This window comes from Acuticoccus yangtzensis, assembly GCF_001927245.1.
GTDB lineage: Bacteria > Pseudomonadota > Alphaproteobacteria > Rhizobiales > Amorphaceae > Acuticoccus > Acuticoccus yangtzensis.
Genome location: NZ_MJUX01000001.1, coordinates 690,758 through 713,396, shown reverse-complemented (window position 1 = coordinate 713,396; position 22,639 = coordinate 690,758). Strand labels below are relative to the sequence as shown.

Here is a 22,639-nt window from a genome sequence, read left to right as displayed (position 1 = left end):
CACTTATGGAGCGGTGACTCTGAAACGATGTGTGGCCGACGTTACGTCGTGCCGGGGCCGTCGCCTGCCGGGGCCGGGCCGCGTGCGGCGGCGCGGGTGGCGGCGACCGCGTGGGCGAAGGCGGGAAGGGCGCCGGTGAGGTCGCGCTCCGGTGTCACCAGCCGGGCCGGGGGCGGAGGGGCGATGCGGGTGCCGGTGACGTCGGCGGCCAGGCTCGCGGTGCCGTAGGCGGTCACGTCCGCGAAGGCGGCGAGCTTGAGCGTGCGCCCGGTGAAGGCGGCCAGCATGTCCACGAAATAGCGGTTGTTGCACAGCCCTCCGTCCACGGGGATGGCGTCCGCCAGCGGGACGGCCGCGCCGAACGCCGCCGCCACTTCGGCGATGCGCAGTGCGATGCCTTCCAGCAGTGCGCGAGCGATGTCCTCGCGCGTCGTGTCCAGCGACAGGCCGACGAAGCTGCCGCGCGCCGATGGGTCCCAATGCGGGCAGGCGAGGCCCGACAACGCGGGAACGAAGATGAGGCCGCGCTGGATCGCGGGCGGGCCGGTCAGCCTGTTCAACGCGGCGAGATCATCCACCAGTCCGGTGCGGCGGGCCCAGTTGACGGCGGCCGCGGCGGTATAGACCCCGCCGTCGAGCCCGAACACGGGCGCCTCTCCCTCGCGCCGCCACAGGACGGCCGGGAGCGCTCCTCCGGCGTCCGGCGGCCGGCCGGCGCCGGTCACCGCCAGCATGAAGGCGCCGGTGCCGCAGGTGATCTTCGCATCGCCGGGGGCGCGGCAGCCATGGCCGTAGAGCGCGGCCTGCTGGTCGGTCAAACTGGCGTTGAGCGGCACAGGACGGCCGCCCGCAGTGAGCGCGCCGAGGTCACCGCTGGAGGGGCCGATCGCGGGCAGCGCTTCGACCGGAACGCCGTAGAGGTCGCACAGATCCCGGTCCCAACTGCCGGTGTCCAGCGCCATCAGCCCGGTGCGGGCGGCGGTGGTGATGTCGGTCGCGATGCGGCCGGTCAGGCGGTGGCGGAAGAAGGCGTCGGTGGTGCCGAGGGCGAGGCGCCCGGCGGCAGCGAGACGGCGCGCGGCCGGCACCTCCGCCATGATCCAGCCGAGCTTGGAGGCGGAGAAATAGGGGTCCAGCGGCAGGCCGGAGCGGGCGCGCGAGAGGGCGTCTGCGCCGCCACCGTGCGGCATAATGCGCGCGGCGAGCCGGTCCAGTGCCGCCTGCCCGCGCTGGTCCTGCCAGACGAGAACCGGGGTGATCGCCTCGCCCGTGTCGCGGTCCCAGGCGAGGCAGCTTTCGCCCTGGTTGGCGAGGCCGGCCGCCGTCACCGGTCCGCCCGCCGCCTCCGCGCCGCGGCCCAGGCAGGTGACGATGTTGGCGAGAAGCTCCTCCGGATCGTGCTCCACGCGGCCCGGCGCCGGGTAGATCTGCCGATGCTCGATGCTGTGGACCACGCGCGGCGCATCCGGCCCGGCGAGGAGGACGCGCGTGCTCGTCGTCCCCTGGTCGATGGCGATGATGCTCACGCCTCCGCCTCCACGCGCACCGTAGCGGACCCTGGCGGAACGTCCGGCGGGAGGGTGAGGACGAGGCGCCGTTCGGGCCGCGAATCGACGGGGAGGGAGGCGATGCGGCGGCCGTCCACCTCCACCCGCACCTCGCCGCGCACCGGAGCGGTGAGGCGCAATTGCAGGCGCACCTGCGCGGCATCGGGGGCCGAGCCGGCGCCTGGGCCGCGGGCGTGGTGCGGGCCGGTCCCGAGTGCGATGCGCTGCGGCACCACGTAGGCGACGCCATCGCCGAGCGTGATGCTCAGCGCGGGGCCGTGCGGCGGCAGCTCCCCGGCGAGGCTGGCGGCGATGGTGGCGGCGGCGGCGCGCCCCTCCCGGTGGCACCATCCGGCCGTCTCCACCGGGCGAAGGAGGTTGCCCGCGGCGAACACGGCGGGGTCGGACGTGCGGCCGAACTGGTCGACGACGGGGCCGCCGGTCGCTGGATCCAGCGCGATCGTGGTGCCACGCAGCAACGCCGCCTCGGGACGGAAGCCGCCGGTGACGACGACCCCGTCCGCCGCGATGCGCCTCGTCCCGCGCGGGCCGGTGACGCGTACCCCTTCCACGCGGCTTGTTCCCTCGATGGCGTCGATGCGGGTGCCGAGGTGGAGCGGCACCCTGAGGAGCCGGGGGAGGAGCGCGGCCGGCCAGCGTGCGGTGGGCGCGTCGGCGGGTTCCACCATCGCCGCGGCGTTGGCCCCGGCAAGGCGCAGCGTGAGGAGGGCGGAGAAGGCGACGAGCTCGGTGCCGAGCACGACCGGACGGCGGAAGGGCAGCATGCCGTTGAGATGGACGAGGCCCTGCAGCGCGCCTGTGTTGAGGACGCCGCCCGGCTTGGTGCCGCCGATGAGGCGCGTGGAGCGCGGCGTTTCGCGCGCGCCCATCGCCAGGAGCACGCGGGCGGGGGTGATCGTCTCTATGCCTCTGTCGCTCGCCAGCGTCAGGGCCGGGCCGGGGTTCAGCGCCATCACCGTGGTGCCGCAGGCGATGACGGCGCCCGCCCGCGCCGCGTCGTCGGCAAGGCGGCGGGCGAATGCGGGTCCGGTCATCAGCCGGCGATATTCGCGCCAGCCGTAAGGCGAGTGGGCGCAGTGGCGCGGGATGCCGCCGGGCTCCGCCTCGCGCTCGATGACGAGGACCGAGAGGCCGAGCGCGCGTGCGGCGATGGCCGCCGCAAGCCCCGCCGGGCCGCTGCCGATGATGGCGAGGTCCGGCGCGTCTGGCGTGGCCGCACTCATCGGCCCGCCTCGCGCGTGGCACGTACGGTGGCGGGCGATGGAGCGGTGTCGGACACGGCTGCCCGCGTCGCGTCAGCAGGCCCGGCATCGCGGCGCGCGGTTTCTGCGGGTTGGCCGTCTGCGCGCGCGGCACCTGCGCATGCGGTTTCTGCGGGCGGTGCTTCTGCGCGTGCGGAACCTGTGGGCGCGGCATCCGAGGGCAGGGCATCTGCCGGCATGGCGGGCAGGGCGCGTCCGGCCGCGACGTGTACGGAGGCGGCGGGGTGATCGGCGCCGGCGCCCAGCGGCGTGGGATGAGCGGGCACAAAGGGTTCGGCGAGGCGCCCGTCCGTCAGCGCGGCGAGGGCGGCGCTGCAATAAAAGCCCTGGCAGCGGCCCATGGTGACGCGGGTGCGGCGCTTCAGCCCGGCGACCGTGCGCGCGCCGAGCGGACCGGCGAGCGCCGCCTCGATCTCGCGCCGCGTCACGCTTTCGCAGTGGCACACGATGCCGCCGTTGCCGGGACGCTCCCAATCGCGCGGGGCTCCCTCGGCGATGTTGGGCACGCGCGGCCACACCGGATCGGCCGGCGCAGCGCCACCCATCACGCCGGTCGCCATTCCCGCGACCAGGCCATGAATGTGGACGGCGAGGCCCAGAGCCGCGCTGAGGCCGGTGGAGCGGATACCGCCGACCGCCACATAGCGCCGGTCCGGGTGCGCCGCGACGCGGTATTCCTTGGCCTCGCTCGCCGGACGCAGCCCGGCATAGAGCGCGGTGACGGTCTCGCCCTCCAGCGCCGGGACGATCGCCTCGGCCCGCTTCTTCAGCCGCTCCAGCAAGGCGGCGTCGAGCGCGGCGGTGGTGCGGTCCTCCTGCTCCTCGGCGGTCGGCCCCACCAGGAGGTTGCCGAACGCCGTGCGGCACACGACGACTCCCTTGGTGATCTCCGTCGGCACCGGCAAGAGGATGTGCCCGGCAAGCGCGGCGGCCGGCTTGTCGTAGACGATGAACTGGCCTTTGCGCGGGCGGATCTGGAACGACGATGCGCCCAGCAGCGCCGCCTCCACCCGGTCGCCGAACAGCCCTGCGGCGTTGACGACGACCCGCGCCCGCACGGCATCGCGGTGGGCGACGGCAAGCGTCCACGCCGCGCCGTCGAACGTGCCGCCGGTCACCTCCGCCCCCGTCATCAAAGCCGCGCCGTTGGCGAGCGCCTGGGCCAGATAGGCATGCGGCGTGGACCAGGGGTCGATGATCGCCTCGCCCGCCACGCGGAAGCCGCCCGCGACACCGGCGCCGAGGTTGGGCTCCATCCGGCGGATCTCGGCGGCCGTGAGGGGATGGACCGGGACATCGTTCCGCTCCGCGTCGGCCATCAGGGCGGGAAGGCGCGCCGCTTCCGTCTCGTTCCAGGCGATCACCAGCGCGCCGGTCTCGATCAGCGGCAGGCCGAGCCGGTCGTGGATGGCGCGATATTCGGCGTGTCCGGCGGCGATACACGCGGCCTCAAGCGTGCCGGGCGGCGCATCGAACCCGGTGTGCAGGATCGCGCTGTTGGCCTTGGACGCGCCGGCGAGCACGTCCGCCGCCTTCTCCAGCACCACGACACGCGCCCCCTCCAGCGCAAGACGCCGGGCGATGGCACAGCCGACGACGCCCGCCCCGACGACCGCAACGTCGTAAGGCGCCGTGTCCGTCGCCGCCGCGGCGGCTGAAGAGGGCGTGGCGTGCGGCACGGCCGGTGTCATCTCTGTCGGCTCCCGTCCAGCCTGGCGAAGGCGCCCTTGTTGCCGCTTGCGGCGAGCGGGTCAAATTCGTTCCACCCGCTCATTATGCCTAGAACATAATCACGAGCTGCGTCACCATGCGCATCCCGGCTGCTGTGCAGCGGTGAGGGGGTCGATGGTGCGCGAATGATCCACACACATACCGGACCGCTGCGGCGGGGCCTGGTCCTGGCAGGCATCCTGCATGGGCCGCCCGCGTTGCCGTGGCACTCTTCGTCGCGCAGCGCACACGAAAGCCGGGCCGAGGCCCGAACCAAGGGGGACGGATGAAGGCCGCAGACACCTACGTCCGGGTCGTCGACAAGCTTTCCGGCTATGTCGGCATCTGCGCGATGTACCTGATCTTCATGATGATCGGCATCCTGCTGCTCGACGCCGTCACCCGCAACGTGATCGACATTCCGCTGCACTGGTGCATCGAGGCGGCGCAGTTCACCCTGACGGCCTACTACTTCACCGGCGGCCCCATGACCCTGCGCGACAACGACCACGCGCGCATGGACCTCCTCTACGAGCGCCTCTCCGCGCGCGGCAAGGCGGTGCTGGATCTCGTCTTCTCCGGCTGCCTTCTCTTCTATCTGGGCGTACTTTTGTGGGGCGCGGTGTCGTCTACCCAATACGCCGTACAGACCGGCGAAAAGCGGTTCTCCATGTGGAACCCGTCGATGATCCCGATCAAGGTGCTGATGTGCTGCTGCATCGCCCTGATGATCGCCCAGGCCATCGCCCTCGTCATCAAAGACATCAAGACCTTGCGGCAACCGGCCTGACATGACGAACGAACTCATCGCCATTCTCATGTTCGCCTCGATGCTGCTGCTCCTCCTCACGGGGCAGCGGGTGTTCGCGGCGATCGGCTTCGTCGCGTCGGCCGCGGTGATGCTGCTCTACGGCACCGGCGGCGTGGAACTCCCCTTCGCGGCGGCGTTCAAGCTGTTCAACTGGTTCCCGATGCTGACGCTGCCCTTGTTCATCTACATGGGCTACATCCTGTCCGAATCCGGCATCGCCGAGGACCTCTACCGGATGATGCACGTCTGGTTCGGGCGGCTGCCGGGGGGCCTTGCCATCGGCACCATCATGCTGTGCGTCATCATCTCGGCCATCAACGGCCTGTCGGTGGCGGGGATGGCCATCGGCGCCACCATCGCCATTCCGGAGATGCTGCGCCGCGGCTACGACAAGGTGTTGATCACCGGCGTGGTGCAGGGCGGGTCATCGCTCGGCATCCTGGTGCCGCCGTCGGTGGTGATGGTGCTCTACGGCATGATCGCGCGCCAGCCGGTGAGCCAATTGTGGCTGGCGGGTGTCGTCCCCGGCCTCCTGATGGCGGTGATGTTCGGCGTCTACGTGTGGATGCGGGCGAAGGCCAACCCCAGCCTGGCACCGCGCCTGTCGGACGAGGAGCTGGCGATCCCACTCGGCGAAAAGCTGAAGCTCTTGCGCGCGGGGATCATCCCGTTCCTCATCTTCTTCTCCATGACCGGGCTATTTCTGATGGGCTACATAAGCCTCGTCGAAAGCTCGGCCGTGGGGGCCACCGCCGCCACGCTGGCCGCCGCCGCCAAGCGCCGCCTGTCCTTCGCGATGATCCACTCGACGGCGCGCAAGACTCTCGCGGTGTCGTCGCTCTTCCTGTGGCTGATCCTGGCGGCGCTCGCCTTCGGAGCGGTGTTCGACGGGCTCGGCGCGGTGCGGGCCATCGAAAGCCTCTTCATCACCCGCTGGGAGCTGACGCCCTGGCAGGTCATCATCATGATGCAGATCTCGTTCATCATCATGGGGATGTTCCTGGACGATACGGCGATGCTCGTCATCGTCGCGCCGCTCTATATCCCGCTGGTGAAGATCCTGGAGTTCGATCTCATCTGGTTCGGCGTCCTCTATACGATGACGTGCCAGATCGCCTACATCACACCCCCCTTCGGTTATAACCTTTTCCTGATGCGGGCCTTGGCGCCGAAGGAAATCACCTTGCCGGACATCTATCGGTCGATCTGGCCGTTCGTGCTGATGATCGGGCTGACCATCGCCCTGGTGATGGCCTTCCCGCAGATCGCCCTCTGGCTGCCGCAGACCGTCCGTGGCTACTGAGGCGCGGCCCTTCTGGCCCATGGCGGCCCGTGTCTCGCGCCCTCGGTACGGCGGCGGGGGGCGTGGCCGCTGGTCTCGCACCGGCCCGCCGGCCAACACCGGGGACATGAAGCTCTTCCTCGTCGATACGCTCACCAGCGTCGTCTTCTTCACCGTCGTCGCCGCATCCACCGAACTCCTGATCGCCGGCCTGTCGCCCGCCGAAGTCGCCCTGACACGCGCGGTGATGGTGCCGATCATGATCGCCACCGCCCGGCCTTACGGCATGTGGCGCGACCTCCTGCTGCGCCGCGCCGGCGCCGGGTCCGCCGCCCTGCGCGCGGTGGTCGACACCGCCGCCTTCCTGTCCTTTCAGGTGCCGCTCTATGCCGCGACCCTGGTGGTCGCCGGGGCGGACGGGGCCGAGATCGCGGCGGCCATCGCCTCCGCATCGGCCTTCATGCTGGTCCTCGGCCGCCCGTTCGGCCTCGTTCTCGACACCGTGCGCCGTATGGCCGGCATCGTGCCGCCGAGCGCTGTTCCCCACACCCCCGAGAAAGAAGGAGACGTCTCATGAGCGACGACAACAGGAGCCCGTCCGACCGCATTCTGGCCAGCCGCCGCGCCTTCATGAAGAAGGCCGGCCTCGGCGGTGCGGCGCTCGGCGCATCCACCCTGGCCGCCCCCGCCATCGTGCGCGCCCAGGCGCCGATCAAGTGGCGCCTCCAGACCTACTCGGGCGCACCGCTCGGCGCCCACGTGATCAAGCCGCAGATCGACGCCTTCAACGCCGCCGCCAACGGCGAGATGGAGATCGAGCTCTACTACGCCGATCAGCTCGTCCCCACCGGTGAGCTGTTCCGCGCCATGCAGAACGGCACCATCGACGCCGTGCAGTCCGACGACGCCACCATGGCCTCGCCGGTCGACATCTCCGTGTTCGGCGGCTACTTCCCCTTCGCCACCCGCTTCTCGCTCGATGTCGCGTCGATGTTCATGTACTACGGCCTCGACGAGATCTGGGCCGAGGCCTACGGCGAGGTCGACAACGTCACCTGGCTCTCCACCGGCGCGTGGGATCCTCTCCACATCTTCACCGTCAACGAGCCGATCCGCTCGCTCGCCGACATGCGCGGCAAGCGCGTCTTCGGCGTCCCCACCGCCGGGCGCTTCCTGTCGCGCTACGGGCTGATCCCCGTCACCGTGCCGTGGGACGATGTGGAAGTGGCGATGCAAACTGGCGAACTCGACGGCGTCGCCTGGTGCGGCTTCACCGAGGCCTACGAGGTCGGCTGGGCGGACGTTTGCAACTACGCGCTGACCAACTCCGTCACCGGCGCGTGGTTCGGCTCCTACTTCGCGAACACCGAAAGCTGGGCCAAGGTGCCGCCGCACCTGCAGCAGCTCTTCAAGTCGACGATCGACCAGTCCCACTATTACCGGAACGTCTGGTACTGGGGCGGCGAGGCGAAGCTGCGTGTGGAAGGCGAGAAGATGGAGCTGACGTCCATCCCGACCGAGGAGTGGAACCAGGTCGTCAAGGACGCCGAGAGCTTCTGGGACGAGATCGCCGAAAGCTCCCCGCGCAACGCCAAGGTGGTGGAGATCTTCAAGGAGTACGCCGCCAATCAGGAAAAGGCGGGGTATCCCTACCGCTGACGCTGGCGGGCGGCGCCGTTGGCGTGACTTCGTCGGCAGCATGCCGGCGGAGCCCCCGCAGCGAGGGCGTTCCCCCCTCGCGCTCCCCCTGAAGTCGGCTGTTGCCGACTTCAGCATCCTTGTTGCCCAACTGCGCAAAAGCGCAGTTGGGTCTCGCCACCGGGCAGGCGGTCAGTTCGGGCTGAAGAAGCCCGAGACTGACCACCTGATGCAAGGCTGTCGAGGATCGTGACGGCGTCAAGACCTCGTCCTCCCCGTGCTCGCCCGCTGAAGAAGCGGCCTGCGCGCGGGTCCGGGCGAGATCTTGACCCCGCCACGATCCTCATAGGTCCCGATGAACTGAGGGGCTTCAGCGCCCCGTCAGAAAATTCTGGCCGCCGCCGTCGATCGCCTGGGACACCGGCGCGTCGTCCTTCAGCGCGACGCCTGAGAAGCCGCGCCCGAAACTTTCCTTCAGCAACCAGAACAGTTTGGCCGCCGCATCCGCCGGGGGAAGGCCCGCGCCGCGCACGTTGGAGATGCAGTTGCGCGCCTCGTCCGTGGTGCCGACCTTCGCCCCGTGGGTGAGGTAGACGCCCAGACTGTCCGGCGAGGAGAGGCCCGGACGCTCGCCGATGAGGACGACCGTGATCGTCGCCGCCAACACCTCGCCCACCTCGTCGCCGACCGCCACGCGCCCGTTGCGCACCACCGCGATGGGGCCGACCGTCCACCCCGCCTCCGCCGCCATCGGCATCGCCGCATCCAGGAAGGGCAGCGCATGCGACTCGATCGCCGCGCGCGACAGACCGTCCACCACCACGAAGGCGAGCTGCGGGGCTTCAGCCGAGACAACGGCGCTCAGCGCCGTACGGCTCGCGTCCGACAGGCGCCGTCCGCGGTCGGGCCGGGTGAGGTACTCCGTGCGGTCCGCCACCGCGCTTGAGAGGGCGATGGCGGGCCAGCCTCTCGCCGCCAGGAGCGCCGCGAAGGCGTCCGGGTCCAGCGCCTCGTGCACGGCTTTCGCGGCGCGCGCGTGCGCCATCTGAAAGGCGAGGTGGTGCTTCGTCGGCAGGCTCACCCCCGTGTGGCCGAGCGCGATCCGCGCCGGGGTCAGCTCGCGCAGCGCCTCCCAGCGGTCCGGAACCACCGCGGCGGGGAGGGCGGACTTGGGGTCGCTCCCGCTCATCGCGCCGCCTCCAGAACGGCCTGGAACGGGCCGGAGGGGCTGGCGCGCCGCGTCAGCGTCTCCCCGTCGAAAAGGCCCGTCTTCTCCAGCCACGCGGCGAACTCCGGCGCCGGCTGGCGGCCCAGAACGCGGCGGGCATAGAGCGCGTCGTGGAACGAGGTCGTCTGGTAGTTCAGCATCACGTCGTCCGACCCCGGAATGCCCATGATGTAGGTGACGCCCGCCACCGCCAGCATCGTCAGCAGCGTGTCCATGTCGTTCTGGTCGGCGTCGGCGTGGTTGGTGTAGCAGATGTCGCACCCCATCGGCAGGCCGAGCAGCTTGCCGCAGAAATGGTCCTCCAGCCCCGCGCGCAGGATCTGCCGTCCGTCATAGAGATATTCCGGGCCGATGAAGCCGACCACCGTGTTGACGAGAAGCGGCGAGAAGGCCCGCGCCACGCCGTAGGCCCGCGCCTCCAGCGTCTGCTGGTCCACCCCGTGGTGTGCCCCGGCCGAGAGCGCGCTCCCCTGGCCGGTCTCGAAATACATCACGTTGTCACCCACCGTTCCGCGCTTCAGGCTGCGCGTCGCCTCCATCGCCTCCTGTAGGATGGAGAGCGTCACGCCGAAGGAGCGGTTGGTGCCCTCCGTGCCGCCGATCGACTGGAAGGTGAGGTCCACCGGGGCACCGCGCTCGATGCATTCGAGCGAGGTCGTCACGTGGGAGAGAATGCACCCCTGCGTGGGGATGGCGTAGGTCTGGATCACATCGTCCAGCATCTTCAGGAGCGTCATCACCGCGGGGATGGAGTCCGACACCGGGTTGATGCCGATCACCGCGTCGCCGCTGCCATACATCAGCCCGTCCAGGATCACCGCGGCGATGCCGTTGGGATCGTCCGTCGGATGGTTGGGCTGAAGCCGCGTCGAGAAGCGGCCCTTGAGGCCGATGGTGTTGCGGAAGCGCGTGACCACCTCCGCCTTCTGGGCGACGAGGACCAAGTCTTGATTGCGCGAGATCTTGGAGACCGCCGCCGCCATCTCCGGCGTCAGGCCGGGGGCGAGCGCCGCCAGCACCGCGCCGTCCACGTCGTCCGTCAGCAGAAGGTCGCGGAAGTCGCCCACGGTCAGGTGGGCGATGGGGGCGAAGGCGTCCCGGTCGTGGCTGTCGAGGATGAGGCGGGTCACCTCGTCTGACTCGTAGGGGACGAGAGGCTCGTCGAGGAAGGTCTTCAGCGGCAGGTCCGCCAGCGCCAACTGGGCGGCGGCGCGTTCCTCCGGGTCCGCCGCCGCGACACCGGCGAGTTCGTCCCCCGAACGGCGCGGCGTCGCCTTCGCCATCAGCACGGCGAGCGTGTCGAACCGATGGACCTCGTGGCCCACTGCGTACTTGTAGCCCATTCTCATCCCTTCGCGGCCGTCAGGCCCCCGTATGCGAGAATGCCGCCAACCCTATACGAAGATGGCGCGATGGGTAGCGCGGTGCAGCATCGGCGCGCCGCAGGGGGCGCCGCCGGCCGGTCCCGCCGCCGTCACGCCTCCAGATGTTGGAATTGCCGCAGGATCGCCTGTTCCACGCTGAGAGCGGCGAGCCAGGATGTCTTCGGATTGTCCGGAAGGGGCGCGTTGGTGAGCGCGATGTGGAACGAGCCGAACGGACCCTCTGCGCTCACTTCGTGCCGGTTGCCGCCGGCGACATCGGCGACGAGGCGGACCCGCGTCGCGTCGAAGCCGACACCCGCGAGCGCGACCGCGGCCGTGACGTTGGCGTTCTTGGGGAAGCGTTCTGCCGCCTCGCGCGCCGTGCCCTCGAAAAACGTGGCGGGCGCTGTGAGGGCGCCGAGGTCCAGCACCTCCTCGGCCGGTGTGCCGGTCCAGGCGGCTGCGGGCTTGATCCCCGTATAGAGGACCGACGAGAGCCCTGCACAGGCGGCCGAGCGCAGCGCGTCCAGCCCGCCGATCGCCCCGGTGGCGACGATCGCACGCGAACCGCCTCGCGCCGCAGCTTGGGTCACCGCGGCGTGGATCTCCGGCTTGCCGAGCGCGCCGACGGAGGCGATGACGACGTCGATCCCCGCCGCCAGAAGCGCCGGAACGCTGGTGGCCACCGCCGCGTGGGTGGCGCACTCCACGACGAGATCGGGGCGAGCGGCGATGAGATCGTCGACGCTGGTGACGCGCGTGACATCGTCCGGCAACGGGGCCGCCGAGCCCGGACGCAGCAGGGCCGTGCGGATCAGTGCCGGCCCGCCGCGCGCCGCGAGCGACGTCGTGACGGCGCGGCCCATGGCGCCGAAGCCGATGACCGCGACGTGTTTCCCGCCCGCGGCGCTAGCGGTCTCCTCGGCAATCGCGGTCACCTCTGCCCGCCGAGGAAGGCCTTCAAAGCGGCGCAATAGGCGTCGGGATAGGCGCGGGGGAAGAAGTGGCCGCCCATCTGCCGCACCAGGATCGAGTTCGGAATGGCCGCCGCCAGTCGCTCCGAATGGGTGAAGGCGATCATCGCGTCGTCCGGCGCACCGATGACCATGGTGGGCTGGATGATGTCGGCGTGGTCAGGAATGCCGGGCTCGCCGAGCAGCATGCGGATGCGCGCCTCCTGCACCGGTTGCGGACCGGCGTCGCGGGTCGCCTCGAGGTCGGCGTCGAGCGCCGCCGCGTTCGCGTCCAAGGTCGCCGCGTCGTAGCCGATGGCCTGTGTCAGCTGCGTATAGGCATAGAGCCCCGCGCCGGTGAGAAGGGCGAGGCGCGCCTCGAACATCAGCCGGAAGCGCCGGTCGGCATGGCCCCACGTGCTGCTGAGGACGAGCCTCTCCACGCGCGGGGGCGCCGTCACCGCGATGTGTTGTGCGGCCATCCCGCCGGTGGAGTGGCCGGCGATGTGCGCGCTTTCGAGGCCGGCCGCGTCGAGCAGGGCCAGCGCGTCGCGGGCGATCCGCGGGATCGTATGGCTGTCGCCTGCCATGCCGCTGCGGCCCGTGCCGCGGTGGTCGAGGGTGAGCGTGCGGTAGCCCGGCAGTCCGGCGCGTACGCCCGACCAGAAATTGCCGCTGCCGGCCAGGCCCGGAATGAAGAGGATCGCCGGGCCGTCGCCTTCGTCCTCGTAGTAGATGGGACAGCCGTCGTCGGCGGTGAAAGTGGGCATCGGCTCACTCCGGTGTGCGCTTGTCGTTGGGTGGCGGCGCGAAGGCGGTGCGCCGCTTGATCGTCGAGATGTCGTCGGGGCGGGGGAAAAGGTGTCGGATGCCTTCGGCCGGGGGGAAGGTCGATTGGCCGACTTCCCCGAAGCCGATTTCGCGGCCGTTCGCAAGAGGCACCACGCGCCTCCGGTCCGAAGCCGGCGCCGCCGGGACGGCGGGACGCGGCAGGATCGGCGGTGCGCAGCGCGCCGGAGACCGAGGAGACGTGGTGCGCGGCTCATCTTCACCGCCGTGGACCATCGTTTGCCGCCCCGTCTACTGCATCAAAAAAAGACGGTGGATCATATTCCGATATGCCATCCGGCGACAGAGCCGGATAGCGGGTCTCGGGGAGGATATTCATGGACAAAAAAGAAATCTTCGAGCGGGGCATGAAGGTGCGCCGCGAGGTGCTGGGCGACGCTTATGTCGACCGCGCGATGGCCGGAATGGACGACTTCAACGCGCCGCTGCAGGAGCTCGTGACCACCTATGGATGGGGCGAGATCTGGAACCGGCCGGGGCTCGACAGGAGAAGCCGGAGCCTCATCAACCTCGCCATGCTGACGGCGCTGAACCGCCCGCACGAACTGAAAGCCCATGTGCGCGGCGCTCTGACCAACGGCGTGACGAAGGCCGAAATCACCGAAGTGTTGCTTCAGGCATCGGTCTATTGCGGACTTCCCGCAGGGATCGACGCCTTCCGCACCGCGCGTGAGGTGTTGGACAGCGAGGACTGAGCCGCGAGGCGGCGCCGTTGCCTTCGCAACGGCGCCGTGGGCGGTCACACGGCGGCCTGGCGCGCCACGCGGGTGGCGGCTCAGGACGCGACGGCGTGGCGGATGCGCTCCAGCGAGCCGCCCTTCATCACCTTGCCGGGCACCGTGCGGCCGACCAGCTCTTCGGCAAGCGCGGCGACCTCGATCAAGGCGTCGAGGTCGAGGCCGGTGTCGATCCCCATCTCGGCGCACATGAAGGCGAGGTCTTCGCTGCAGATGTTGCCCGCGGCGCCCTTGTGGCCCGCGAAGGGACAGCCGCCGAGCCCGGCGATCGACCCGTCATATTTGGCGACGCCCGCCTCGAGGCCGGCCAGCGCGTTGGCCATCGCCATGCCGCGCGTGTCGTGAAGGTGGAGCTTCAGTTCCAGCTCGGGCCAGCGCTCCTGCACCATCCCGCAAAGGCGCTTGATGCCGTCCGGCACCGCCCAGCCCATGGTGTCGGCCAGGTTGACATATTTCAGCGCCCCGCCGTGCTCGGCGATGATGTCGCGCGTGCGGGCGATGATGTCGACCACACGCTGCGGCGGCACGTTGCCTTCGAAGTTGCAGCCGAACGCCGCCATGACGCCCATGCTGTCGACCGGGATGCCGTGGGTGCGGTAGAGCTCGATCCACGAGGGGAGCTGCTCGAAGGTCTCGGCGATGGAGCGGTTGGTGTTGCGCTTCACGAAGACTTCGCTGGCGGTGAGATGCAGCACCCCGTCGACGGCGACATTGGGCGTGGCGACGGCGCGCTCAAGCCCCTTCGCGTTCAGCCAGAGGGCGCGGTAGAGGACGCCGGGCTTGGGCGTGATGCCCGCGAACACCTCGGGCGTGTTCGCCATCTGCGGCACCGCCTTCGGGTTGACGAAGGAGCCGGCCTCGATCTCGGTGAAGCCGGCCTTCTCCAGCCCGTCGATCAGCCGCAGCTTCTCCTCGACGGTGAGCACCTTGGGTTCGATCTGCAGCCCGTCGCGCGGGCCGACTTCCATGATGTGGCAGGTCTTGGGAAGATCAGACATCGTGTCGCTCCTCTCAGCTCTCGGCGCCGGCGAGGATGGCCGGGTCGAACGGGTAGGGGACCGGCGGCCCGCCCGCCTTGGGCAGAAGTACGCTCGCGGTGCCGGGCGTGCCGTTCTGGCCGGTCTCGTTCTTCAGGCCGATCTCCAGCATGACGAGACCGTAGGCGCCGCAATCGCGCGTCTCGGTCACGGTGCCGAAGGCGGTGAGGGTGTTGCCCGGCACGTCCATGCCGCGGAACTGGAAGTCGATCTCGACCACCCAGCCGTCCTCGCCCGCCCAGTCGCTGACGAGCTGGATGAGCACGTGCTGCTTCCACGAGCCGTTGACCATCACGTCCGGTAGCTTGTCGTGCTCCTGGGCGTAGGTCCGGTCATAGTGGATGCGATGCCAATTCTCGATCGCCGAGGACCAGCGCATGATGTGCGCGGTCGTCATCGGCCCTTTGACGAGCGGCGTGATGGAATCGCCGACGTTGATGCTGTCGAATAGCGGCGTTTTTGCCAACACGGCGGTCTCCTCAGCGCAAGATGATGGTGTTTTTCGTCTCCAGGAGCAGCTCGCGATCCTGGTTGACGTAGGTGTCTTCGATGTCGAACAGCACCATCACGCCCGAGCGCCCGCTGCGCTGGTAGATGTCGCGGTACCGGCTCTTCACGAAGATGCGGTCGCCGATCTCGGCGTAGCGGTAGAAGGTGTAGCGGTAGCCGCCATTCAACAGCCGGGTCAGCGGCACGTCGATCGGCGGAAGGCCGGGGCGCAGCTTGCGGTCGAGGCCGTCACGGTCGGGACGGTCCATCCCGTCGAGCGGGTCCGGTTCGCCCGGCCGGCGGCGATACATGTGGACGGGGAAGCCGAGCGGGGCGACCGGGCCGCCATAGCGCGAGGCGCCGGCGTCGGAGTAGCGGGGCGAATCGTCCATCACCGCGTGGTGGAAGCGGCGCACTTCGGACGCCTCCACGGGGTGAGGCATCTCGCAAAAGTCGGACTCCATGCCGATGAGCGCCTTCACGTCATCGGTGATGTAGTTCACGTCCAGGTCGGTCATGATGATGAGGTCTTTCCAAAAGCCGATGAGGCCGGGCCGCCGCGCCCGCGATGGGGGCGGCCCGGCACGTGCCGCGCGGGTCAGATCGCGGGCTTGGGCTCATCGAGCGGGTCGGTGGGAGCGCCGGTGACGGTGCCGGCCGGCAGGCGCATGAACTCTCCGAGGAGGTTCAGGCCGAACTGCAGGGACAGCAGCGTGAAGCCGAACGGCAGGATGGCCTTGGGCAGGACCATCGGCGTCCCGAGGGTCGTCGACATCCGTTCGTTGTAGGCCCACGCCTCGTGCGCGCCGATGAAGGTGTACTTCAGCATGAGGAGCGAGAACGCGAGGCCGAGGGTCCACACCACGATCCGCTGCACCGTGCGCAGCCATCCCTTCATCAGGTTCGAGATGAACTCCACGTTGAGATGATCGCCGGTGCGTAGGATGCTCGCGGCCGGAATCATCGCGATGTAGATCATCAGGAAGCCGTTCACCTCGAAGCTCCAGCGTGTCGGAGCGGCGAAGGCGTAGCGCATGATGGCGTCGTAGGAGATCGACACCATCATGAAGGCGAGGGCGAGCTGGGCGCTGACGGCACACCAGCGCTCGACCGTGACGATGAAGCGGGCGACCGTCTGCATCACTCAGCCCTCGGTCTGGCCGAGGGCGAGCTTCAGCGCCCGGTCGCCGACCTCCTCGCCGACCTGACCCTTCCAGGTCTCCCAGATCGGCTCGGACATCTCGCGGAACTTCTCCATGTCGGCCTCGGACGGCTCGATCACGTCGACGCCCGCCTCGACCATCTTCGGCCACACGGTCGGGATGTCGTCCTCGACGATGTGGCGCGCGGCGTTCTCGTCGAACCAGGCGGTGGCGGTGGCGAGTGCGTCCTTCGTCTCGTCGGGGAGGCGCTCGTAGCTGCTCTTCAGCATGAAGAGGCCTTGCGTGTTGGCGCCGATGGGGAGCTTCAGCACCTGGCTGGTCTGCTCCTGCAGGCGGCGCCCGTCGACGGTCGCGACGTTGGCCACCAGGCCGTCGATCGTGCCGCGCTGGATGGCGAGGTAGAGCTCGGAGGAGGGCAGGGAGACCACCGCGGCGCCGAGATTCTCGAGCACCGTCGACGCCTCGAGGCCCTGAACGCGGATGCGCTTACCGGAGATGGCGTCCATGGAGTTGATGGCGCTGCTGCCGCTCCACAGATAGTCCGGCTCGAGGATGCCGCCGCTCAGCGAGAGAAGCTCCATGTTCTGCTTGGCGACTTCCTCTTTGATCAGCGTGAAGAGGGGGCTACCGATCTTCAGCCGGTCCGGGTTCCGGAACAGCTCGTCCACCACATAAGGCAGGCCCGTCACGCCGAGGATCGGGAAGGAGCCGTTGATGTAGCTGGTGGTGTGGAACATGAAGTCGATCAGGCCGGAGCGCAGGCCCGAGACCTGCTCGGCGGCCGACAGCAGCGTGCCGGAGTCGTAGAAGTCGACCTCGATCTCGCCGCCGCCGGCTTCCTTCAGCGCGTCGACGAAGCCGTGAAAGCCCCACAGCAGCGACTCGTAGGCGGGCGTCAGGTAGGTGACGCCGGTCATCTTCTGCGCCGCGAAGGCGGGGCGGAGGCTGCCGGGAAGGGCGGCGAGAGCCGGAAGGGCCATGGCCCCCTTGAGGAGTGAACGCTTCGAAATCACGGACGTTTTTCCCTTGGTTTTTTGTTAGCGGACCGCGTGCGGCAGCCAGAGGGCCAGCTCGGGGATCAGGATGAAGAGGAGCAGCACCAGGATCTGGATGCCGACGAAGGGCATGGCACTGCGGATGATTTCCTCGATCCTCAGGAACGGGCACGTACCCCGCAGCGCGTAGAGGTTGAGGCCCACCGGCGGCGTCACCACCGCGATTTCCAGGGTGAGCACCAGAACGACGCCGAACCAGAGCGGATCGTAGCCGAGCGCCAGGATCACCGGCAGCAGGATCGGCGTCGTCACCACGATGATCGACCCCGCGTCGACGAACATGCCGAGCAGGATGAGGAAGGTGGCGATGACGAGGATCACCGCAAGCGGGGTGATGTCCATCGCCACGATCGATTCCGAGAGGAAGAACGGAATGCGGGCGAGGTTGAGATAGTCGCCGAAGATGCGCGCGGCGGCCATGATGAGAAGGACGGCCGCCGTCACGTTGAGGCTGGTGACGAAGATGCGCTTCACCGCCGCCCAGTCCAGCGTGCGATAGACGGCACCGGCGATGATGAAGGCGCCGAGCGCGCCGACCGCGGACGCCTCGCTGGGCGTCGCGACGCCGCCATAGATGGCGCCGAGCACGATGAAGATGAGCAGCAGAGCGTGCCACACGCGCGACAGGCTCTTGAACTTGGACCCCCAGCCGACGCTGCCCTCGGGCTGCGGCGCCTCGGACGGGTTCAAGGTCGCGCGGATATAGATGTAGACCGAGAAGGCGAGCGCGAGCGACAGGCCCGGGACGATGCCCGCCACGAAGAGGTCGGCGATCGAGACGCCGGTCATCGCGCTGTAGATGATGAAGGGGACGCTGGGGGGAATGAGCATCGCGAGCGCCCCGGCCGTCACCACGCTGCCGGCGGCGAGCGAACGGGAATAGCCGCGGTCGATCATCTCCGGCACCGCGAGCGCCCCGACCGAGGCGACGCCGGCGATGGAGACGCCGCTCATCGCACCGAACACGGTGCAGGTGCCGACCGAGGAGATGGCGAGGCCGCCGCGCAGCCAGCCGAACCATTGCTCCGCGGCGCGGAAGAGGTCGCGCCCGATCGGCGTTTCGACCAGCACGAAGCCCATCAGGATGAAGAGCGGCAGAGCGACGAGCTCGAAGTGGTGGAGCTGGCTGAAGATCGAGGAGCTGGCGAGGGTCAGCGCCATCGGTCCGCGCTCCAGGAACAGACCCAAGAGGCCCGCCGTCCCGAGCGCCAGAAAGATCGGCGCGCCGATGAGCAGCAACCCGAACAGGGTCAAAAGCACGAATACGAAGTCCATTGAGCGGTGTGCCTCCCGGGCGTGTCGTGATCGCCGGAACGAGCCGGCTGACGAAGGTGGTGCGGCTCTTGGCGGCCGCTACCGGATTTCGTGAAGGGGGGCGCCTGCCCGTCGCGCAGCGGCGCGGCGGCGTCGGGCGCTACTGGACCGCGCCGCTTTCGCGCAGCGCCGCGAGCTGTGACGGCTCGACGCCGAGGCCGGTCAGGATCTCTTCGGTATGGTCGCCGATGCCGGGGGCGGGGGTGCGCAGGGCACCGGGAGATCGGTCCAGCCGCGGGAAGATGCCGGGCATCAAAACCGTGCCGGCCTCCTCGTCCGGAACCCGCACCAGCACCTCACGTTCGGCGACGTGCTCATCCTCGATCAGCATGTCGACGGCGTTGACGGGGCCGACGGTGACGCCGGCATCGCCAAGGATCTTCAGGTTGTCGGCGAGGGAGCGGCTGCGCACCCAGTCGGCGATGATCTGGTCGAGATCATCGGCGTTGCGCACCCGGTCCTCGGGCAGGCGGTAGCGCGGATCCTCGTTCAACTCGGGCCGTCCGATGGCCGCCAGCAGGCGATGCGCCATCGACTGCATGGACGCGGCGATCGCGATATAGGGCCCGTCCGCGGTCTGATAGACGTTGCGCGGGGCGACCGTGACCGAGCGGCTGCCGGTGCGCTGGGGCTTCTCGCCACAGGCGTCGTAGATGGCGGCGTCCGCCGAAATCAGCGCGTGCAGCGGTTCGAGGATGGAAAGGTCCACCACCTGGCCCTCGCCGGTCGCCTCCGCATGGCGCAGGGCGGCGAGCGTGGCGAAGGCGCCCGTGAGGCCCGCCACCTGGTCGGCGAGCGGCATGTTGGGCAGAAGCGGCGGCCGGTCCGGATAGCCGCTCTTCTCGGCAAAGCCTGCGAAGGATTCGATGAGCGTGCCGAAGCCCGGCCGCGTGCGGTACGGCCCGGTCTGGCCCCAGCCGGAGACCCGCACGATGACGAGGCGCGGATTGCGCTTCAACAGGTCGTCCGGCCCAAGGCCCAGCTTTTCCAGCGTGCCGTAGCGGAAGCTTTCAACGAAGCAGTCCGCGGCTTCCAGAAGGCGCAAGAGCACGTCGCGCCCCTCGGGGCGGGCGAAGTCGATGGCGGTGCTCTTCTTGTTGCGGCCGAAAATCTTCCAATAAAGGCTGTGGCCGCCGTTCTTCCACTCGCGCAAGGGATCGCCCGTCACGGGACGCTCCACCTTGATGACCTCGGCGCCGAAGTCGGCGAGCATGAAAGTCAACGTATTACCGCACACGAGGCGCGAGGCATCGACGACCCGCACGCCTTTCAGCGGCCCCACCGCCTCCGGCGTGAAGCTCTTCTGATGCACGTCTTTCCGCATGGTTCCTCCCCGGTGCCCCGACCCGGCTTGACCGGGCTTTCTTGTGTATTTTTTGCAGGCACTTAGAGATTAATGATCACGCACCGATTTGCGGCAAGCGATAAAAAAGAGGTCGAATGCATTAGCATGGCTAATGAGTTGAAGCTGCCCCTCAACCACCTGCGGGCCTTCGAGGCGGCTGCCCGCCATTCGAGCTTCACCCAGGCGGCGGCGGAAATTTGCGTGACGCAGAGCGCGGTGAGCCAGCAGATCCGCACGCTGGAAAAGCGCATCGGCTGCGCGCTTTTCGAGCGCGGCCACCAGTCGGTGACGTTGACGCGGGAGGGGCAGATGCTGGCGGCGGTGTTGATGCCGGCGTTCCAGCAGATCGACTCGGCCGTCAACGCGGTCGCGAGCCGCGGCACCGACAAGGGCGCGATCCAGATCCTGATCTATCCGACCCACGCGCGGCGGGTTCTGATCCCGCGTCTGCCGCGCTTTTACGCACTCTTTCCGGACATCGAGGTGCAGATCACGTCGTCCCACTGGATCACGCGGGCGCCGGCGGGGTCCTCCATCGCCGTCCGCGACGGGTTCGGCGGCTGGCCGGGTGTGCGCAGCGTGCGTCTTCACAGTGCCCGCCTGACGCCGGTGGCGAGCCCGGCCTATCTGGAGCAGAACCCGTTGCGGCGGCTGGAGGATCTCGACAGGGCGATCTTGCTGGAGTCGCAGAACCGGTTGGACGACTGGCCGTTCTGGCGGGCCTCCCTGCCGAACACGATGGCGCGGCCCGAGCGTTCGATCCTGTTCGGCAACTCCGACCTCGCCTATGAGGCCGCGCTGGGCGGCTCTGGCGTCGCGATGGGCCAATTGGCCCTCGTGATGGGAGATTTACGGGCAGGCCGCCTCGTTGCGCCCTTCCCCTATGTCGCGAGCCTCGATCGCAGCTTTTTCCTGATGGTGGCCGATGACGCGCCGCCCCACGTCAAGACGCTGGTGGACTGGTTCACGGCCGAAGTGGAGGAGCTGGAACGCAGCGTCGACGATTTCATCGCCGCCACCCGCGACCATGCCGCCGCCCTCGCCGCCCCGCGACCGGCGCAAGGCACCCCGGCGTGAGCGGGCCGGTGTGGGGCGAAATGGTGTCCCCGGCAGGATTCGAACCTGCGACCCCAGGATTAGGAATCCTGTGCTCTATCCTGCTGAGCTACGAGGACGACGGGCGAGACACTAGCACGCGGCGAGCGGCAGGGGCACCCTCGTTCCGGCGCTGTCCGCACCTTTGCGCGCGCCGGCGACCGGCCTTCAGGCGGGGAGGCCGTAGACCTTGTCGGCGCGCTCCTCGAACGCGGCGGCGAAGCGGCGGAAGGCGTGGTCGAACACCTGGCCCATCACCGCGGCCAGGGTGCGGCTCTTGAACTCGTAGCGGATCGAGAAGTGGACGTCCGTGGTCGTGTCGTCCACCGGCGTGAAGGTCCAGCGGTTGAACAGCTCCTTGAAGGGGCCGTCCAGATAGGTCACGTCGATCACGTTGTTGGCGCGGTCCAGCACCACCCGCGAGGTGAAGGTCTCCCGGATGAACTTGTAGGCCACCGTCATCTCGGCGACGAGGACCTCACGCCCATCCGGCAAGGTGTCGCGCCGCCGCACGCTGAGCGCCTTGCACAGCGGCACGAAACGCGGATAGGCGCTCACGTCGGCCACCAGGTCGAACATGTTGTCGACGCTGTGGTTGACGCGGCGCGTGGTCTCGAACTGGGGCATCAGGCCCTCACGAGACCGGCCGACCCGGTCGCCGCACGTGCCTCGCGCGCCGCCTTCAGCCGCGCATAGTCATCCCCCGCGTGATGGGACGAGCGGGTGAGCGGCGAGGCGGACACCATCAGGAAGCCCTTGGCCATCGCGATCGTGTGGTAGGCCTTGAACGCCTCGGGCGTCACATAATCCTTCACCGGATAATGCTTGCGCGTCGGCTGGAGGTACTGGCCGATGGTCAGGAAGTCGACGTCGGCGGAGCGCAGATCGTCCATCAGCTGCAGCACCTCGTTGCGCTGCTCGCCGAGGCCGACCATGATTCCGCTCTTGGTGAAGATGGTGGGGTCCAGCATCTTCACCCGGTCCAGCAGCCGGATCGAGTGATAGTAACGCGCACCGGGACGGACGTTGAGGTAGAGCGAAGGCACCGTCTCCAGATTGTGGTTGAAGACGTCCGGCCGCGCCTCGACGACGATTTCCAGCGCGCCGGGCTTCCTCAGGAAGTCGGGCGTCAGCACCTCGATCGTCGTGCCCGGTGCGGTTGCGCGGATGGCGCGGATGGTGTCGGCCATGTGGCGCGCGCCGCCGTCGGCGAGGTCGTCACGGTCGACGGAGGTCACCACGACGTGGTTGAGGCCGAGCTTGGCCGTCGCATCGGCCACGTGCTGGGGCTCGTTCGGGTCGAGTGCCTGCGGTATCCCCGTGCGCACGTTGCAGAAGGCGCAGGCGCGGGTGCAGGTGTCGCCCATGATCATGAAGGTGGCGTGCTTCTTGGACCAGCACTCGCCGATGTTCGGGCAGCCGGCCTCCTCGCACACGGTGACGAGGCCGTTCTCCTTCACGATCTCCTTCGTCTCGCGATAGACGGGCGAGCCCGGAGCACGCACGCGAATCCAGTCCGGTTTGCGCATCACGGGCGCATCGGGCCGGTTCGCCTTCTCCGGGTGGCGCACGCTGGTGCGATCGAGGACGGTCACCATCTCACGAAATCCCTTGTCTTCTGACTGCAACATAGTCGGCATCGCCGCGCGATGCGAGGGCGGCGGCGCATAGGCGCGCCAGCCTTGCAACAGAAGACGGGCAAACCCGGCTCAGCCCGCGCGGTTCCGCCGCGCCCTCCG

At 69.0% G+C, this 22,639-nt stretch carries 23 protein-coding genes and 1 tRNA gene; 6 read left to right on the top strand and 18 right to left on the bottom strand.

Annotated features, from left to right (window positions below; all coding sequences use genetic code 11):
* Positions 1-41: 41 nt before the first annotated feature.
* Genes BIX52_RS03210 through BIX52_RS03200 form a run of 3 tightly spaced genes read right to left on the bottom strand, consistent with a single transcriptional unit; the run spans position 42 to position 4,521 of the window.
* Positions 42-1,526: an FGGY family carbohydrate kinase gene (locus BIX52_RS03210; protein ID WP_075219524.1), complete on the bottom strand. Its 1,485-nt coding sequence runs from the start codon at positions 1,524-1,526 to the stop codon at positions 42-44.
* Entirely contained in the window at positions 1,523-2,791 is a 1,269-nt protein-coding gene (locus tag BIX52_RS03205) for an FAD-dependent oxidoreductase (protein ID WP_075219523.1), read from the bottom strand. The genes BIX52_RS03210 and BIX52_RS03205 overlap by 4 nt, the downstream gene beginning before the upstream one ends.
* The gene (locus BIX52_RS03200; protein WP_083659971.1) at positions 2,788-4,521 is read right to left on the bottom strand and encodes an FAD-dependent oxidoreductase; all 1,734 of its coding nucleotides are present in this window, start codon (positions 4,519-4,521) and stop codon (positions 2,788-2,790) included. The genes BIX52_RS03205 and BIX52_RS03200 overlap by 4 nt, the downstream gene beginning before the upstream one ends.
* A 305-nt stretch (positions 4,522-4,826) precedes the next feature.
* Between BIX52_RS03200 and BIX52_RS03195 the strand changes: the two genes are divergently transcribed.
* The 4 genes from BIX52_RS03195 (at position 4,827) to BIX52_RS03180 (ending at position 8,292) form a co-directional block, all read left to right on the top strand.
* On the top strand, positions 4,827-5,330 hold the full coding sequence (locus tag BIX52_RS03195) for a TRAP transporter small permease subunit (RefSeq protein ID WP_075219521.1): 504 nt from the start codon (positions 4,827-4,829) through the stop codon (positions 5,328-5,330).
* A gap of 1 nt (position 5,331) precedes the next feature.
* Entirely contained in the window at positions 5,332-6,654 is a 1,323-nt protein-coding gene (locus tag BIX52_RS03190) for a TRAP transporter large permease (RefSeq protein ID WP_075219520.1), read from the top strand.
* Between the two features lie 106 nt (positions 6,655-6,760).
* Positions 6,761-7,210: an L-alanine exporter AlaE gene (gene alaE / locus BIX52_RS03185; RefSeq protein WP_075219519.1), complete on the top strand. Its 450-nt coding sequence runs from the start codon at positions 6,761-6,763 to the stop codon at positions 7,208-7,210.
* A complete protein-coding gene (locus BIX52_RS03180; protein WP_075219518.1) occupies positions 7,207-8,292 on the top strand; it encodes a twin-arginine translocation signal domain-containing protein in 1,086 nt (361 codons plus the stop codon). The genes alaE and BIX52_RS03180 overlap by 4 nt, the downstream gene beginning before the upstream one ends.
* Before the next feature lie 349 nt (positions 8,293-8,641).
* Here BIX52_RS03180 and eutC read toward each other — a convergent pair whose 3' ends face one another.
* From eutC to BIX52_RS23430, 5 genes are all read right to left on the bottom strand, one after another.
* Entirely contained in the window at positions 8,642-9,460 is an 819-nt protein-coding gene (gene eutC, locus BIX52_RS03175; RefSeq protein WP_075219517.1) for an ethanolamine ammonia-lyase subunit EutC, read from the bottom strand.
* Entirely contained in the window at positions 9,457-10,842 is a 1,386-nt protein-coding gene (locus BIX52_RS03170) for an ethanolamine ammonia-lyase subunit EutB (RefSeq protein ID WP_075219516.1), read from the bottom strand. Before BIX52_RS03170 ends, eutC begins: the two co-directional genes overlap by 4 nt.
* 131 nt (positions 10,843-10,973) lie before the next feature.
* Positions 10,974-11,801 carry an aspartate dehydrogenase gene (locus BIX52_RS03165; RefSeq protein WP_211098140.1) on the bottom strand — a complete coding sequence of 276 codons (828 nt, stop codon included), beginning with the start codon at positions 11,799-11,801 and terminating at the stop codon, positions 10,974-10,976.
* Positions 11,798-12,586 carry an alpha/beta fold hydrolase gene (locus BIX52_RS03160; RefSeq protein WP_075219515.1) on the bottom strand — a complete coding sequence of 263 codons (789 nt, stop codon included), beginning with the start codon at positions 12,584-12,586 and terminating at the stop codon, positions 11,798-11,800. The genes BIX52_RS03165 and BIX52_RS03160 overlap by 4 nt, the downstream gene beginning before the upstream one ends.
* Before the next feature lie 4 nt (positions 12,587-12,590).
* Entirely contained in the window at positions 12,591-12,758 is a 168-nt protein-coding gene (locus BIX52_RS23430) for a hypothetical protein (protein WP_157956188.1), read from the bottom strand.
* 224 nt (positions 12,759-12,982) lie between these two features.
* Between BIX52_RS23430 and pcaC the strand changes: the two genes are divergently transcribed.
* Positions 12,983-13,360, top strand: a complete 378-nt coding sequence (gene pcaC / locus BIX52_RS03155; protein WP_075219514.1) for a 4-carboxymuconolactone decarboxylase — start codon at positions 12,983-12,985, stop codon at positions 13,358-13,360.
* 80 nt (positions 13,361-13,440) lie between these two features.
* Here the strand turns inward: pcaC and BIX52_RS03150 are convergent, their stop codons facing one another.
* The 7 genes from BIX52_RS03150 to BIX52_RS03120 all read right to left on the bottom strand — a co-directional run bounded on the left by BIX52_RS03150 (position 13,441) and on the right by BIX52_RS03120 (position 19,784).
* Entirely contained in the window at positions 13,441-14,400 is a 960-nt protein-coding gene (locus BIX52_RS03150; protein WP_075219513.1) for a hydroxymethylglutaryl-CoA lyase, read from the bottom strand.
* 13 nt (positions 14,401-14,413) lie between these two features.
* Positions 14,414-14,908 (bottom strand): hotdog family protein, encoded by a 495-nt coding sequence (locus BIX52_RS03145; RefSeq protein WP_205647681.1) that lies wholly within the window; start codon positions 14,906-14,908, stop codon positions 14,414-14,416.
* A gap of 10 nt (positions 14,909-14,918) precedes the next feature.
* Positions 14,919-15,446, bottom strand: coding sequence for an FAS1-like dehydratase domain-containing protein (locus BIX52_RS03140; RefSeq protein ID WP_075219511.1), 528 nt, complete (start codon positions 15,444-15,446; stop codon positions 14,919-14,921).
* A gap of 80 nt (positions 15,447-15,526) precedes the next feature.
* Entirely contained in the window at positions 15,527-16,069 is a 543-nt protein-coding gene (locus tag BIX52_RS03135) for a TRAP transporter small permease (protein WP_108676389.1), read from the bottom strand.
* A 3-nt stretch (positions 16,070-16,072) separates the two neighbouring features.
* Positions 16,073-17,071, bottom strand: a complete 999-nt coding sequence (locus BIX52_RS03130; RefSeq protein WP_075219509.1) for a TRAP transporter substrate-binding protein — start codon at positions 17,069-17,071, stop codon at positions 16,073-16,075.
* A gap of 57 nt (positions 17,072-17,128) precedes the next feature.
* A complete protein-coding gene (locus tag BIX52_RS03125; protein ID WP_075219508.1) occupies positions 17,129-18,421 on the bottom strand; it encodes a TRAP transporter large permease in 1,293 nt (430 codons plus the stop codon).
* Positions 18,422-18,560: 139 nt separating this feature from the next.
* On the bottom strand, positions 18,561-19,784 hold the full coding sequence (locus BIX52_RS03120; protein ID WP_075219507.1) for a CaiB/BaiF CoA transferase family protein: 1,224 nt from the start codon (positions 19,782-19,784) through the stop codon (positions 18,561-18,563).
* 126 nt (positions 19,785-19,910) lie between these two features.
* On the opposite strand from BIX52_RS03120, the gene BIX52_RS03115 reads away from it, so the two are divergent.
* Positions 19,911-20,882 (top strand): LysR family transcriptional regulator, encoded by a 972-nt coding sequence (locus BIX52_RS03115; protein WP_170126391.1) that lies wholly within the window; start codon positions 19,911-19,913, stop codon positions 20,880-20,882.
* Between the two features lie 21 nt (positions 20,883-20,903).
* Here the strand turns inward: BIX52_RS03115 and BIX52_RS03110 are convergent.
* The 3 genes from BIX52_RS03110 to lipA all read right to left on the bottom strand — a co-directional run bounded on the left by BIX52_RS03110 (position 20,904) and on the right by lipA (position 22,498).
* Positions 20,904-20,980: transfer RNA gene (locus BIX52_RS03110), tRNA-Arg, on the bottom strand.
* Between the two features lie 88 nt (positions 20,981-21,068).
* Positions 21,069-21,527: a type II toxin-antitoxin system RatA family toxin gene (locus BIX52_RS03105; protein ID WP_075219505.1), complete on the bottom strand. Its 459-nt coding sequence runs from the start codon at positions 21,525-21,527 to the stop codon at positions 21,069-21,071.
* Positions 21,527-22,498, bottom strand: coding sequence for a lipoyl synthase (gene lipA / locus BIX52_RS03100; protein WP_075219504.1), 972 nt, complete (start codon positions 22,496-22,498; stop codon positions 21,527-21,529). The genes BIX52_RS03105 and lipA overlap by 1 nt, the downstream gene beginning before the upstream one ends.
* Between the last annotated feature and the right edge of the window lie 141 nt (positions 22,499-22,639).

What these genes read in the sequence shown, in the direction of transcription:
- BIX52_RS03205 (WP_075219523.1), bottom strand. Translation starts at nt 2,791, where the DNA reads ATGAGTGCGGCCACGCCAGACGCGCCGGACCTCGCCATCATCGGCAGC.
- BIX52_RS03200 (WP_083659971.1), bottom strand. Translation starts at nt 4,521, where the DNA reads ATGACACCGGCCGTGCCGCACGCCACGCCCTCTTCAGCCGCCGCGGCG.
- BIX52_RS03195 (WP_075219521.1), top strand. Translation starts at nt 4,827, where the DNA reads ATGAAGGCCGCAGACACCTACGTCCGGGTCGTCGACAAGCTTTCCGGC.
- BIX52_RS03190 (WP_075219520.1), top strand. Translation starts at nt 5,332, where the DNA reads ATGACGAACGAACTCATCGCCATTCTCATGTTCGCCTCGATGCTGCTG.
- alaE (WP_075219519.1), top strand. Translation starts at nt 6,761, where the DNA reads ATGAAGCTCTTCCTCGTCGATACGCTCACCAGCGTCGTCTTCTTCACC.
- BIX52_RS03180 (WP_075219518.1), top strand. Translation starts at nt 7,207, where the DNA reads ATGAGCGACGACAACAGGAGCCCGTCCGACCGCATTCTGGCCAGCCGC.
- eutC (WP_075219517.1), bottom strand. Translation starts at nt 9,460, where the DNA reads ATGAGCGGGAGCGACCCCAAGTCCGCCCTCCCCGCCGCGGTGGTTCCG.
- BIX52_RS03170 (WP_075219516.1), bottom strand. Translation starts at nt 10,842, where the DNA reads ATGGGCTACAAGTACGCAGTGGGCCACGAGGTCCATCGGTTCGACACG.
- BIX52_RS03160 (WP_075219515.1), bottom strand. Translation starts at nt 12,586, where the DNA reads ATGCCCACTTTCACCGCCGACGACGGCTGTCCCATCTACTACGAGGAC.
- pcaC (WP_075219514.1), top strand. Translation starts at nt 12,983, where the DNA reads ATGGACAAAAAAGAAATCTTCGAGCGGGGCATGAAGGTGCGCCGCGAG.
- BIX52_RS03150 (WP_075219513.1), bottom strand. Translation starts at nt 14,400, where the DNA reads ATGTCTGATCTTCCCAAGACCTGCCACATCATGGAAGTCGGCCCGCGC.
- BIX52_RS03140 (WP_075219511.1), bottom strand. Translation starts at nt 15,446, where the DNA reads ATGACCGACCTGGACGTGAACTACATCACCGATGACGTGAAGGCGCTC.
- BIX52_RS03135 (WP_108676389.1), bottom strand. Translation starts at nt 16,069, where the DNA reads ATGCAGACGGTCGCCCGCTTCATCGTCACGGTCGAGCGCTGGTGTGCC.
- BIX52_RS03130 (WP_075219509.1), bottom strand. Translation starts at nt 17,071, where the DNA reads ATGGCCCTTCCGGCTCTCGCCGCCCTTCCCGGCAGCCTCCGCCCCGCC.
- BIX52_RS03125 (WP_075219508.1), bottom strand. Translation starts at nt 18,421, where the DNA reads ATGGACTTCGTATTCGTGCTTTTGACCCTGTTCGGGTTGCTGCTCATC.
- BIX52_RS03120 (WP_075219507.1), bottom strand. Translation starts at nt 19,784, where the DNA reads ATGCGGAAAGACGTGCATCAGAAGAGCTTCACGCCGGAGGCGGTGGGG.
- BIX52_RS03115 (WP_170126391.1), top strand. Translation starts at nt 19,911, where the DNA reads ATGGCTAATGAGTTGAAGCTGCCCCTCAACCACCTGCGGGCCTTCGAG.
- BIX52_RS03105 (WP_075219505.1), bottom strand. Translation starts at nt 21,527, where the DNA reads ATGCCCCAGTTCGAGACCACGCGCCGCGTCAACCACAGCGTCGACAAC.
- lipA (WP_075219504.1), bottom strand. Translation starts at nt 22,498, where the DNA reads ATGGTGACCGTCCTCGATCGCACCAGCGTGCGCCACCCGGAGAAGGCG.